Below are 12,238 nucleotides of genomic sequence, written 5' to 3' on the forward strand. Positions count from 1 at the left end.
GTAGCACATTGCCCGACAGGCCCAACAGGCGCGGCGCCGCCGCCCTGCCCCTATGTTTCCCCGATCCACGGAGCCAAGCATGATCTTTTCGCGTCGCCTCGTCCTTGCCGGCATGTTCGCCGGTGCCCTGGCGCTGTCGCCGCTGGCCGCGCAGGCCCAGCAGACCAAAACCGAGCGGGTGCAGTTCGTCACCAGTGCCGGCAAGTTCACGCTCGAGGTCTACCCGGACGCCGCGCCCAAGACCGTCGCCAACTTCATGGAATATGTCAGGAGCGGCTTCTACAGCGGCACCATCTTCCACCGGGTCATCAACGGCTTCATGGTGCAAGGCGGCGGCTTCGACCGCGACATGAAGCAAAAGCCCACGCGCGCGCCGATCCAGCTCGAAGCGCAGAACGGCCTGAAGAACAAGGCCGGCACGGTGGCAATGGCCCGCACCAGCGATCCCAACTCGGCCACCGCCCAGTTCTTCATCAATGTGGTGGATAATTCCAGTCTCGACTATCCGCAGCCGGACGGAAACGGATACGCCGTGTTCGGCAAGGTGGTGGATGGCATGGATACCGTCGAAAAGATGAAGAGCGCGCCTACCACGTCATATGGCCCGATGCGCAATGTGCCGGCCACGCCGATCGTCATCGAGTCCGCCACGGTCGTCAAATAACGCCGGGCAATCACAACGCCAGGCAACCACCAGGCATCACCGAACAGAGGAAAGCAAATGTCCAAGGTAGAACTCCACACCAGCCAGGGTGTCATCACCATCGAACTCGATGCCGAGAAGGCGCCGAAGTCGGTTGAAAACTTCCTGTCGTACGTGCGCAAGGGCCACTACGACAACACCGTTTTCCACCGCGTGATCAAGAACTTCATGATCCAGGGCGGCGGCTTCGAGCCCGGCATGAAGCAAAAGGGCACCGACGCCCCGATCGAGAACGAAGCCGGCAACGGCCTCAAGAACGACCGCTACACGGTTGCCATGGCACGTACCAACGCGCCCCACTCGGCCACCGCGCAGTTCTTCATCAACACGGTCGACAATGACTTCCTCAACTTCACCTCGCCGACCCCGCAAGGCTTCGGCTACGCCGTGTTCGGCAAGGTGACCGACGGCACCGACGTGGTCGAGACGATCAAGGGCGTGCGCACCGGCAGCGCCGGCTTCCACCAGGACGTGCCGCTCGAAGACGTGGTCATCGAAAAGGCCGTGGTGGTCGAGTAACGCCACGGCGATCCCCGGCGGGACGCACCGCCGGGCCCCGCGGGTCGCGGCTGTCGAGCCGTATTCTCTTTCCATGCACATGACCGTGACCCCCTCCATGCCGGCGGCCGGCGCCCTAGCGGTGCCCGCGCCGGCGTGGTTCATTTCCGACCTGCATCTCACCCCGGGCATGCCGCGCACGCTGGCGTCCTTCGAGCGCGTGCTCGCGCGCGCCGCACTGCAAGCGCGCGCCTTGTTCATCCTCGGGGATTTCTTCGAGTTCTGGGTGGGCGACGAGGAAACCGACAGCCCCTTCGCCGCACAGGTCGCGGCAAGGCTGCATCAGCTGGCCGGGCACGGCGTGCAGGTGTACCTGATGCACGGCAACCGCGATTTCCTGCTGGGGCAGCGCTTTGCGCGCGCTGCCGGGGCCACGCTGCTGCCCGACCCTACCGTGATCGACTGCGCCGGCCAGCGCGTGGCGCTCAGCCATGGCGACATGCTCTGCACGGACGACCAGCGCTACATGCGCTTTCGCCACTGGACTCGCAAGGCCTGGGTGCAGCGCGCCTTCCTCTCGCTGCCGCTGGCGCTGCGCCTGCGCGTGGCGCGCCGCCTGCGCGCCGACAGCGAGGCCGGCCGCGCCAACCAGGCGCGCCGCGACGCCCTGCCGGACTACGGCGACACTACGCCGCAAGCCGTGGCAGCGCTGCTGCACGCCAGCCATGCGCCGGTGCTGGTGCACGGCCACACCCACCGGCCCGCCCGCCACGAGAGCGCCGAAGGCGTGCGCTGGGTGCTGACCGACTGGGACCTCGACGGCAAGCGCCCGCGCGCCGCGGTGCTGCAACTCGACGCCGGCGGCTTCAGCGTGCTGCCACAACTGGACTGAGCCGCGGCGCCGCAGCCCCTACTTCATCACCTACTTCATCAGCTTGCGCAGCTCGCTCGCATCGAAACGGTCGTTGGGCGTGTTCTCGAGATGCTCGCCGAGCCGGTCCAGCGCCGCCAGCACGGTCTCCAGCCGCTCGTGCTGCTGCGCGGCGTTGTCGATCAGGCTCTTGAGCGCCAGCGAAACCGGATCGTCCGCGTTGGGCGTGATGCCGTAGGCGGAGAATTCCTGCTTGGCGCCCTGCTGGTCGCTGGGCRCATCCGGCAAGATGATGCGCGCCGGCACGCCGACCGCGGTGGCACCCGGCGGCACCGGCTTGAGCACCACGGCGTTGGAGCCAATGCGCGCACCTTCGCCGATGGTGTAGCCGCCCAGCACCTTGGCCCCGGCGCTCACCACCACGTTGGCGCCCAGCGTCGGATGCCGCTTCACGCCCTTGTACAGCGAGGTGCCGCCCAGGGTCACGCCCTGGTAGATGGTGCAGTCGTCGCCGATCTCGGCGGTCTCGCCCACCACTACGCCCATGCCATGGTCGATGAACACGCGCCGCCCCACCGTGGCGCCCGGGTGGATTTCGATCCCGGTGAGAAAGCGCGACCAGTGCGAGATCCACCGGCCCAGCCAGTGAAAGCCGGCGTTCCAGCRGGCATGCGCGCAACGATGGAACATCACGGCATGCAGCCCGGGATAGCAGGTCAGCACTTCGAGACGGCTGCGCGCGGCGGGATCGCGCCGCATGATGGCGTCGATATCTTCCTTCAGACGAGAGAACATCTTGGTCGTGTCGTGTTGCCACGCCGTGCGCCGCGCGCCCCGGTCCATCCGGGGGAAAACGCGATCGCCGGCATGGTCATTGGCCGGTGGGAACGGGAGCAGGGAGTGTAAGAGATTTGCTGCCCTGCTGCCGTCATGGACATTGACTGCGCAAGCGCCGCTGTCGCATCCGTGCCGTGGCACGGACACCCGCGGCGCCAGTCGTCAACATCGCTCTGGCACGTGGACCAGGCCGGTCATCAGGCGCCGCGCGCTGCTGCGCACCAGGGCGCGCTCCAGCGGTTGCGAAGTAGAGGCAGGGGCGGAAGCGGAGGAAGCGGCGGAGGCGATGGAGTCCGACTCCGAATAGTCGAGCACGATTTCCGCGGCAGGGAATGGCACGCCCGCCTCGCGCAAACCGGCGGCTTCCAGCGGATGGCCATTGCGGCAAGGTACGCGCGCCACGATGGCTTCGCCCGTGTTCTGCTGCCACATGCGCACGGTGGTGATGCTGTCGCGCGCCGGCACGAAGCCGCGCCAGATCGCGAACGGCCCGACGGCCGCGGACAGGTCGTCGCAACGGCCCGACCAGTCGATCAGGGCCGCGCGGATTGCCACCGCGCCGAACAGGTAGTCCACGTCGCAGCCGGCATGCTGCGAACGGCGTACCAGCACGACATTGCCGGCACTGGAAGTGGCTCCGCCCAGGCCGTCGGCCTGCGTGCCATAAGGGTCGGGCGAGCCGATCACGCGCAGCAGCACGTCATCGCGCCCGGCGGGATCGGACGGCAGGTCGTCAGCCAGGAAGAACAGACCCTTGCTGGCGCCGCCCCGCATGTAGAAGGCAGGAATCTCCGCCACCGCTCACTTCTCCTGTTGGCCTGGCCCACTCCGGGAGCCAGGGACGCTGCCCTGCGAGGCCAGCAGCATGTGCTTGGCGATGCCACGCAGGATATTCACTTCCTCGCGCTCCAGCCCGCTGCGCGCCAGCAGCCGGCGCAGGCGCGGCATCAGCTTCTTCGGCGTGGCCGGGTCCAGGAAGCCGATCGCTTCGAGACCCGTCTGCAGATGGCCGAACATCGCCTCCACCTGCTCCGCCGTGGCCGGTTCGCCAGCATAGCCGATCTCGGCCTGCGGCGTGGCGCGCGGCTCCAGCAGCGCCAGGCGCATCTCGTAGGCCACCAGCTGCACGGCCTGGGCCAGGTTGAGCGAGGTGTAGGCCGGGTTGGCGGGGATATGGGTGACGGCCGAGCAACGGTCCACGGCCTCGTTGGGCAGGCCGAAACGCTCGTTGCCGAAGACGAAGGCCACATGGGCGCCCGGCGCGGGCATGCCCGGGACCGGGGCGGCCGCAAGCTGGAGGGCGATGCGCTGGCCGGCCTGTGCGGCGGCATCGCGCGGCAGCAGGCGCGGCGGCCCGAACTCGCGCTGGCGGGCCGTCAGCGCCACGGCATAAGCGGTACCGGACAGCGCGCTTTCGATATCGTCCACGATCACCGCGGCGGCCAGCACGTCGTCGGCGCCGCTGGCCATGGCCACGGCATCCGGGTGCGCGCGCACCTCCGGCTCGCGCGGCGAGACCAGCACCAGGCGGCCCGGCTCGGCGCCGAAACCCATGGTCTTGATCGCGCGCGCCACCGCGCCGACATTGCCGGGATGGCTGGTCTCCACCAGCACGAAGCGCACGGCGGCAAAGGCAGCGGGCGCATCGAGAGTCACATTGACTGCCTTGCGCGGCACGGCGGGGGCGTCGCCGGCGGCGGCACTCGTCTGGTTCAGCGGGTTCATATACAATCCAGGCTTCATCTTCGGTGCGCCGCCCGTCTCGCACGATCGCGACGCGCCCGTTCTTCTACAATTCGTTGTGTTGTCAGCCGCCCCCGGAGGGCAGCGCGCCGGCCTTTTGCGCCAGGCGGCGCACTCCTGGCCGGCCTGGAGAGATTCATGCATCCGATGCTAAATATCGCCGTCAAGGCGGCCCGCAAGGCAGGTTCCGTCATCAACCGCGCGTCGATGGACGTCGACCGGGTCCATGTTTCCCGCAAGCAGCACAACGATTTCGTCACCGAGGTCGACCGCGCCGCCGAGGCTGCGATCATCGAGATCATCCGCACGGCCTACCCGGAACACGCCATTCTAGCGGAAGAGTCCGGCCAGTCCTGGGCCGAGGGCGAAGAAACCAGCGAATACGTCTGGGTCATCGATCCGCTCGACGGCACCACCAATTTCATCCACGGCTTCCCCCAGTATTGCGTGTCCATCGCCCAGTTGCACAAGGGCGTGCCCGCGCAGGCCGTAGTCTACGACCCCACGCGTGACGAACTCTTCACCGCCAGCAAGGGCGCCGGGGCTTTCCTGAACAACCGCCGCATCCGCGTCTCGCGCCGCGACAAGCTGGCYGACTGCCTGATCGGCACCGGCTTCCCGTACCGTGACATGGAAGGTCTGGACCAGTACATGGAGCTGTTCGCCCTGATGACGCGCAGCTGCGCCGGCCTGCGCCGCCCGGGCGCTGCCGCGCTGGACCTGGCCTACGTGGCGTGCGGACGCACCGATGGTTTCTTCGAGCAAGGCCTCAAGCCCTGGGACATGGCCGCCGGCATGCTGCTGGTGACCGAGGCCGGCGGGCTGACCGGCAACTACGCCGGCGAAGCCCGCCAGCTGGAGCAAGGCGAAGTGCTGGCAGGCAACCCCAAGGCCTTCGCGCAAATGGTGCGCCTGCTGTCGCCATACTCGCTCGACAACGCCAAGCCCGCTAGGCCCGCCGCCTGAGCGCCTGCCAGCGGCCGCCGCCGAGCGCCACGCCCGCCCTCCACAGGGCGGGCGTTTTTGTTTGGGCGAACGTATTGTTGCGAGGCGTTTACCGGCGCATGATCCATATCAAGGCCGGCGGCTCCCCGCCGCTGCAGAATGAGGGCATGCGCTGCCGGCGCCCGTCGCACCCCCGACCGATCACCGCGCAGCCCGGATTCCCACCTGAAGGAGCCTCGCATGTTTCCCGAATTCCGCGAACTGATCTCGGTGCTCAAGGCGCAGGACGCGCACTTCGCCAGGCTGTTCCATCGCCACAATGACATGGACCAGGAGATCAAGAACATGGAAGCCAGGCTGGTGCCCGCCGACAGCGTGACCATCGAATCGCTCAAGAAGGAAAAGCTCCGGCTCAAGGACGAGCTCTACGGCATTCTGCGCAGGGCCTCGGCCTGAGCCGGCCACCCCCACGTCGTCCGTTCTTTCCAAAACACATACACACGCCCATGTTCCAACATATCCTGCTCCCCATCGACGGCTCCCCGCTCTCGCAGAAGGCTGTCGCCGCCGCCATCGAGTTCGCCCGCGCAACCGGCGCCAGGCTGACCGCCTATATGTGCGTGGAGGAATATCCCTTTCTGCAGTCCAGCGATGCCGGTCACGAGAAGCGCTCGGTATTCGAGCAACGTGTCGAGGCCGCGGCACGCAGCGATCTGGCACGCGTCGAAGCGGCCGCCGCGCTGGCCGGCGTGCCGTGCGCCGCGGTGACCTCCGTCTCCGCGGCGCCTTACCGCGGCATCATCGCCACCGCGACGGAACAGGGCTGCGACGTGATCTTCATGGCTTCGCACGGCCGCAGCGGCATCAGCGGCCTGCTGATCGGCAGCGAAACACAGAAGGTGCTCACCCACAGCACCATCCCCGTTCTGGTCTTCCGCTGAAGACGACACGCAGGCAGCGCCCCGGCTCCCCGGGCGCTCGCCCTGCGTCCCGGCAGCCGCGCCGGCCAGCCCGCGCCTCCAGACCTGGCGGCCGGTGCTGTACCATATCGCCCATCTTCCGAAATACCCCCTTGCGTCCCGAGGCAGCCCCCTCGCGCGGCCGGCTTTTTCCCGGCGCGCGCCGGCGCCATGCGCCATGTGCGCCAGTCGGGGCGGCAAGGCGATGGCAAGCACGGAAAGGCGGCGTAGCGCCGGCTTTCCGTGCCAAACAGGTTTAATGGCAATGGGATTGCAGAAAAAGACGAACCCGGATCAAACGGCGGCAGATGCTTCCGGCAGCAAGCACACCCCCATGATGCAGCAGTATCTGCGCATCAAGGCGGACCACCCGGACACCTTGCTGTTCTACCGGATGGGCGACTTCTATGAGCTCTTCCATGACGACGCCGAGAAGGCGGCGCGCCTGCTGGACATCACGCTGACGGCGCGCGGCGCCTCCAACGGCGTACCGATCCGCATGGCGGGCATCCCCTTCCACTCGGTGGACCAGTACCTCGCGCGGCTGGTCAAGCTGGGCGAATCCGTGGCGATCTGCGAGCAGATCGGCGACCCGGCCACCARCAAGGGACCGGTCGAACGCAAGGTGGTTCGCATCGTCACCCCGGGCACGCTGACCGACGCGGCGCTGCTGCCGGACAAGGCCGACACCTTCCTGATGGCCGTGCACCAGCACACCACGCGCCGCGGCGTCAGCAAGACCGGCCTGGCGTGGCTCAACCTCGCCAGTGGCGAACTGCGCCTGATGGAGTGCGAGGTGGCGCAGCTTGGCCGCGAACTGGAACGCATCCGGCCGGCCGAGCTGCTGTTCGCGGATGGCATCGAGCTGCCGGCGCTGGCCTGCGCCCGCACGCGCCTGCCGGAGTGGCACTTCGACCAGGAAGCCGGCACCCGCCGCCTGCGCGAGCAGCTCGGCGTGGCGAGCCTGGACCCGTTCGGCTGTGCCGGGCTGGGCGCGGCGCTCGGCGCGGCGGGCGCGCTGCTGAACTATGCCGCTTCCACGCAAGGCCAATCGCTGCGCCATGTGCAAGGCGTCACGGTCGAGCGCGAATCGGAATTCGTCGGCCTGGATACCGCCACGCGGCGCAACCTGGAGTTGACCGAGACGCTGCGCGGCGGCGAGTCGCCGACGCTGTTCTCGCTGCTGGACACCTGCGCCACCACCATGGGCAGCCGCCTGCTGCGCCACTGGCTGCACCACCCGCTGCGCGACCGCGCCATGCCGCAGGCGCGCCAGCAGGCCATCGGTGCCCTGCTCGCCCAGGGCACCGAGCCGCTGCGCGCGGCGTTGCGCAGGCTGTCCGACGTGGAACGCATCACCGCGCGCCTGGCGCTGCTCAATGCGCGCCCGCGCGACCTGTCATCGCTGCGCGACACGCTGGCCGCCCTGCCCGACGTGCAGGCCTGCGTGCAGCCCGACGACGCGGCGCCGCTGCTGAACCTGACCCTGGCCGAGCTGGCCGTGCCGCAGGCCTGCCAGGACCTGCTGAGCGCGGCGGTGGCGCCCGAGCCGCCCAGCGTGGTGCGCGACGGCGGCGTGATCGCGCGCGGCTTCGACGCCGAGCTCGACGAACTGCGCGACATCTCGGAGAACTGTGGCCAGTTCCTGGTCGAGCTGGAGGCGCGCGAGCGCACCCGCACCGGCATCGCCAATCTGCGCGTGGAATACAACCGCGTGCATGGCTTCTATATCGAGGTGACCAACGGCCAGGCCGACAAGGTCCCCGACGACTACCGCCGCCGCCAGACGCTGAAGAACGCCGAACGCTACATCACGCCCGAGCTCAAGTCCTTCGAGGACAAGGCGCTGTCCGCGCAAGACCGCGCGCTGGCGCGCGAGAAGCAGCTCTACGACGCGCTGCTGCAGCAATTGCTGCCGCATATCGGCGAACTGCAGCGCGTGGCCGGCGCGCTGGCCCGGCTCGACGTGCTGGCGGCGCTGGCCGAGCGCGCGCAGACGCTGGACTGGACCCAGCCCGAGCGCGTCGACGAGAACGCCATCGACATCGTGCAGGGTCGCCATCCGGTGGTGGAAGGCCAGCTCGCCGCCGAATCCGTGCCCTTCATCGCCAACGACTGCCAGCTCAACGAAGCGCGCAAGCTGCTGCTGATCACCGGCCCGAACATGGGCGGCAAGTCGACCTTCATGCGCCAGACCGCGCTGATCGTGCTGCTGGCCTGCGTGGGTGCCTACGTACCCGCGCGGCGCGCCGTGATCGGCCCGATCGACCGCATCTTCACCCGCATCGGCGCGGCCGACGATCTCGCCGGCGGGCGCTCCACCTTCATGGTGGAGATGACCGAGGCTGCCGGCATCCTGCACAACGCCACGCCCGCCAGCCTGGTGCTGATGGACGAGATCGGCCGCGGCACGTCCACCTTCGACGGCCTCGCGCTGGCATGGGCCATCGCGCGCCACATCCTGGCGCACAACCGCAGCCATACGCTGTTCGCCACCCACTACTTCGAACTGACGCAGCTGCCGCAGGAATTCACGCAGGCAGCCAACGTGCACCTCTCCGCGGTGGAGCATGGCGACGGCATCGTCTTCCTGCACGCGGTGCAGGACGGCCCGGCCAGCCAGAGCTATGGCCTGCAGGTGGCGCAACTCGCGGGGGTGCCGCAGCCGGTGATCCGCGCGGCGCGCAAGCACCTGGCGTGGCTCGAGCAGCAGTCGGCGGATGCCACGCCCACGCCGCAGCTCGACCTGTTCGCGGCGCCGCTGTCGCCGCTGGACGACGAGGATGACTATGCGGAGCCGGCAAGTGGCACCGCGGACACAGCCATATCGCCGGAACAAGCCGCGCTGCTCGACGCCATCGGCGAACTCGATCCGGACAGCCTCACGCCGCGCGAAGCCCTCGATGCGCTCTACCGCCTGCGTGCGCTGGCCAGGGATGCGGTAGCCACCGCATGACGCCGACCGGGCTGGCAAGCCGGCGCAGCCTGGCGCGCGCGCTCGCCCGGGCGGCAGGCTGCACCGTGCTCGGCGTAGTGCTCGCGTCGCCCGCGCTGCCGGGCGACGCGCTGGCCGCGCAGGCCAATCGCGTTCGCGCGCCGGCCAGCGAGACCGTGCGCATCGCCCTGATCGCCGACCAGCCGCAGTGGCCTGCGGCCGAAGACGGTACCACGCGCCTGCTCGAATACGCCGCCGCGCGCCGGCTCGACATGGTGGTGCACCTCGGCGGCATCAAGGGCGATACCGAATCCTGCGGCGATGCCCTGCTCACGGCGCGCCAGCGCCTGCTTGACCAGTCGCCGCTGCCGCTGGTCTACCTGCCCGGCGAAACCGACTGGGCGGAATGCCAGCGCGCCGTGAACGGCCATTTCGATCCGGTGGAACGCCTGAACCGGCTGCGCGAGTTGTTCTACCCGGCAGACACCACGCTGGGCCAGCGCGTCGTGCCGCTCATGCGGCAATCCGACCAGGCCACCTTCCGCAGCTTCCGGGAGAACGTGCGCTGGAGCGCCGGGGGCGTGTTGCTGGTGGCATTGAACCTGCCTGGCGACAACAATCACTATCGCTCGGAGGGCGGCCGCAACGGCGAGTTCGAAGACCGCCGCGAGGCCAATCGCCAGTGGCTCGCGCGTGCCTTCTCCCTGGCGCAGCAGCAGAACCTGCCGGGCATCGTTGTGCTGGCCCATGCCGATCCGCAGTTCGGCAACGGCTGGGAGCAACGCGGCAAGCCTTCCCTGTTCGACGGCTTCCTGCGCCGCCGCGCGCGCGATGGCTTCCAGGAGTACAAGCGCCAGCTGCGCGATCTCGCCACGCGTTACCGCGGCCAGGTATTGCTCGTACATACCGGCCAGGGTGGGTTCGGCATCGATACACCGCTCAAGGATGCAGGTGGCAAGGTGCTGCGCAACGTCACCCGCGTGGTGCTGCCGGCCGGCACGCCCGGGCAGTTCGCCGAGCTGTCGATCACGCCGGGTTCGCCCAAGCCGTTCGAAGTGACCCTGAAGGATGGGCCGGAGGCGGAGTGATGCGGGGCGGGCCATTCATGCGCGCCCTCCATGCGTGCCACCCATGAAAAAAGCCGGCTAAGCCGGCTTTGGTAGCAGGTGCGCGCGCAGCGGGCCTGCGCTCAGTGCAGCGTGCGGTTGCCGCCGTCTTCGTCTTCATCCTCGTCCACCACCTCGACGCCCGAGGCGCCGTGGGCGTGGCCATGCTGCACTTCGTCGTCGGTGGCTTCGCGCACCTCGGACACCTGCAGCCAGAAACGCAGCGCCATGCCGGCCAGCGGATGGTTGCCGTCCAGCACGACCTTGTCCTGGGCCACGTCCGTCACCGTGTAGATGATCGAATCGTCTTCGTCACCGTCTTCGGGCACGCCTTCGAATTGCATGCCGATCTCGAGCGGCTCGGGGAAACGGTCACGCGGTTCCACCTTGACCATCTCGGCGTCGTAATCGCCGAACGCTTCTTCGGGTTCGAGCTGGAGCTGGGTCTCGAAGCCGGCTTCGTGGCCTTCGAGCGCTTCCTCGATCTTGGGGAACGTGCCATCATAGCCGCCGTGCAAGTAGACCATCGGCTCATCCGACTCCTCGATCAGATTGCCCTGCGCATCCGACAGCTTGTACACCACGGATACCACCGTGTTCTTAGCGATTTTCAATTCTTGACTCCATGAACGATTCCGCATTATACGCGCAGGCCCTGCCCCCCGGCCCCGTCGATCCCGACGTGCCGCTCCCCCTGCTGGGAGGCATGACGCCGGCCGCTTTCATGCGCGATATCTGGCACCGCAAGCCCCTGCTGATCCGACAGGCCGTACCGGGAATCGTGCCGCCGGTATCGCCAGAGTCCCTTTTCGAGCTGGCCGACCGCGACGACGTCGAGGCCCGCCTGGTGTCGCACTTCCGCAACCGCTGGAAGCTCGAGCAGGGCCCGTTCGCCGCCGACAACCTGCCCTCGCGCAAGGCGCGCCAGTGGACCTTGCTCGTGCAGGGCGTCAACCTCCACGATAGCGCAGCCGCGGCATTGCTGGGGCAATTCCGTTTCGCCCCCGATGCGCGGCTCGACGACCTCATGGTCAGCTACGCCACCGACGGTGGCGGCGTCGGCCCGCACTTCGATTCCTACGACGTTTTCCTGCTGCAAGTATCGGGCCGGCGGCGCTGGCGCATCTCCTCCCAGACCAAGCTGGATCTGGTGCCGGACCTGCCGCTGAAGATCCTGGCGGACTTCACACACGAACAGGAGTGGGTGCTGGAACCCGGCGACATGCTTTACCTGCCGCCCCAGTACGCCCACGACGGCGTCGCCGAAGGCGAGTGCATGACCTACTCCATCGGCTTCCGCGCACCGGCCTACCGCGAGCTGGCAGGGCATTTCCTCGCCTGGCTGTCGGAGACGGTAGAGGATAACGAAGACCTGAGCGGGCGCTATGCGGACCCCGGCGAACCCGCCACCGCGCGTCCGGCCCAGTTGCCCGCCAGCATGGTGCGTGCGGTAAGCGAACGCCTCGGTGCCCTGCGTTGGTCGGGTAGCATGATTTCCGAATTTCTGGGTGCGCATCTCTCCGAACCGAAACCGACCGTGGAATTCCCGGTCGTGCCCGAAATCACACTGAAGAAATACACAAAACTTGCGCTATCTCACGGCATCGTGCTAGCGCCGGGATCGATCGCATTGTATGACCG

The 12,238-nt window shown here is 68.1% G+C and carries 13 protein-coding genes; 9 read left to right on the plus strand and 4 right to left on the minus strand.

The annotated features are described in order from the left end of the window. Nucleotides 1-79 precede the first annotated feature (79 nt). The 3 genes from AC1DO7_RS33915 to AC1DO7_RS33925 all read left to right on the plus strand — a co-directional run bounded on the left by AC1DO7_RS33915 (nt 80) and on the right by AC1DO7_RS33925 (nt 2,093). On the plus strand, nt 80-664 hold the full coding sequence (locus tag AC1DO7_RS33915; RefSeq protein WP_441618902.1) for a peptidylprolyl isomerase: 585 nt from the start codon (nt 80-82) through the stop codon (nt 662-664). A 57-nt stretch (nt 665-721) separates the two neighbouring features. Next, entirely contained in the window at nt 722-1,222 is a 501-nt protein-coding gene (locus AC1DO7_RS33920; protein ID WP_441618900.1) for a peptidylprolyl isomerase, read from the plus strand. A 79-nt stretch (nt 1,223-1,301) separates the two neighbouring features. Then, on the plus strand, nt 1,302-2,093 hold the full coding sequence (locus tag AC1DO7_RS33925; protein WP_441618898.1) for a UDP-2,3-diacylglucosamine diphosphatase: 792 nt from the start codon (nt 1,302-1,304) through the stop codon (nt 2,091-2,093). A gap of 30 nt (nt 2,094-2,123) precedes the next feature. Here the strand turns inward: AC1DO7_RS33925 and cysE are convergent, their stop codons facing one another. From cysE to AC1DO7_RS33940, 3 genes are all read right to left on the minus strand, one after another. Further along, nucleotides 2,124-2,867, minus strand: coding sequence for a serine O-acetyltransferase (cysE, locus tag AC1DO7_RS33930; RefSeq protein ID WP_477117095.1), 744 nt, complete (start codon nt 2,865-2,867; stop codon nt 2,124-2,126). Nucleotides 2,868-3,071: 204 nt separating this feature from the next. Beyond that, the gene (locus tag AC1DO7_RS33935) at nt 3,072-3,707 is read right to left on the minus strand and encodes a PrpF domain-containing protein (RefSeq protein ID WP_441618894.1); all 636 of its coding nucleotides are present in this window, start codon (nt 3,705-3,707) and stop codon (nt 3,072-3,074) included. Nucleotides 3,708-3,710: 3 nt separating this feature from the next. Next, nucleotides 3,711-4,634 (minus strand): RNA methyltransferase, encoded by a 924-nt coding sequence (locus AC1DO7_RS33940; protein ID WP_441618892.1) that lies wholly within the window; start codon nt 4,632-4,634, stop codon nt 3,711-3,713. Between the two features lie 156 nt (nt 4,635-4,790). Here AC1DO7_RS33940 and AC1DO7_RS33945 point away from each other — a divergent pair, with 156 nt between their 5' ends. The 5 genes from AC1DO7_RS33945 to AC1DO7_RS33965 all read left to right on the plus strand — a co-directional run bounded on the left by AC1DO7_RS33945 (nt 4,791) and on the right by AC1DO7_RS33965 (nt 10,579). After that, nucleotides 4,791-5,618, plus strand: a complete 828-nt coding sequence (locus AC1DO7_RS33945; RefSeq protein WP_441618890.1) for an inositol monophosphatase family protein — start codon at nt 4,791-4,793, stop codon at nt 5,616-5,618. A 219-nt stretch (nt 5,619-5,837) separates the two neighbouring features. Then, nucleotides 5,838-6,053 (plus strand): HP1242/YdcH family protein, encoded by a 216-nt coding sequence (locus AC1DO7_RS33950; RefSeq protein WP_441618888.1) that lies wholly within the window; start codon nt 5,838-5,840, stop codon nt 6,051-6,053. Nucleotides 6,054-6,103: 50 nt separating this feature from the next. Continuing rightward, nucleotides 6,104-6,538, plus strand: a complete 435-nt coding sequence (locus tag AC1DO7_RS33955; RefSeq protein ID WP_441618886.1) for a universal stress protein — start codon at nt 6,104-6,106, stop codon at nt 6,536-6,538. A gap of 283 nt (nt 6,539-6,821) precedes the next feature. Next, the gene (gene mutS, locus AC1DO7_RS33960) at nt 6,822-9,512 is read left to right on the plus strand and encodes a DNA mismatch repair protein MutS (protein ID WP_477117096.1); all 2,691 of its coding nucleotides are present in this window, start codon (nt 6,822-6,824) and stop codon (nt 9,510-9,512) included. Beyond that, the gene (locus AC1DO7_RS33965; protein ID WP_441618882.1) at nt 9,509-10,579 is read left to right on the plus strand and encodes a hypothetical protein; all 1,071 of its coding nucleotides are present in this window, start codon (nt 9,509-9,511) and stop codon (nt 10,577-10,579) included. The genes mutS and AC1DO7_RS33965 overlap by 4 nt, the downstream gene beginning before the upstream one ends. 101 nt (nt 10,580-10,680) lie before the next feature. Here AC1DO7_RS33965 and AC1DO7_RS33970 read toward each other — a convergent pair whose 3' ends face one another. Further along, nucleotides 10,681-11,211, minus strand: coding sequence for an FKBP-type peptidyl-prolyl cis-trans isomerase (locus tag AC1DO7_RS33970; protein ID WP_441618880.1), 531 nt, complete (start codon nt 11,209-11,211; stop codon nt 10,681-10,683). A gap of 11 nt (nt 11,212-11,222) precedes the next feature. Here AC1DO7_RS33970 and AC1DO7_RS33975 point away from each other — a divergent pair. Beyond that, on the plus strand, nt 11,223-12,238 hold a 1,016-nt coding region (locus tag AC1DO7_RS33975), incomplete at its 3' end, for a cupin domain-containing protein (RefSeq protein WP_477117097.1).

The organism is Cupriavidus sp. 05N40 (genome assembly GCF_056397305.1).

Bases quoted from the DNA above. Each gene is read 5' to 3' on its own strand.
- AC1DO7_RS33925 (WP_441618898.1), top strand. From the start codon at position 1,302: ATGACCGTGACCCCCTCCATGCCGGCGGCCGGCGCCCTAGCGGTGCCC.
- AC1DO7_RS33920 (WP_441618900.1), top strand. From the start codon at position 722: ATGTCCAAGGTAGAACTCCACACCAGCCAGGGTGTCATCACCATCGAA.
- AC1DO7_RS33940 (WP_441618892.1), bottom strand. From the start codon at position 4,634: ATGAACCCGCTGAACCAGACGAGTGCCGCCGCCGGCGACGCCCCCGCC.
- AC1DO7_RS33955 (WP_441618886.1), top strand. From the start codon at position 6,104: ATGTTCCAACATATCCTGCTCCCCATCGACGGCTCCCCGCTCTCGCAG.
- AC1DO7_RS33915 (WP_441618902.1), top strand. From the start codon at position 80: ATGATCTTTTCGCGTCGCCTCGTCCTTGCCGGCATGTTCGCCGGTGCC.
- AC1DO7_RS33965 (WP_441618882.1), top strand. From the start codon at position 9,509: ATGACGCCGACCGGGCTGGCAAGCCGGCGCAGCCTGGCGCGCGCGCTC.
- AC1DO7_RS33950 (WP_441618888.1), top strand. From the start codon at position 5,838: ATGTTTCCCGAATTCCGCGAACTGATCTCGGTGCTCAAGGCGCAGGAC.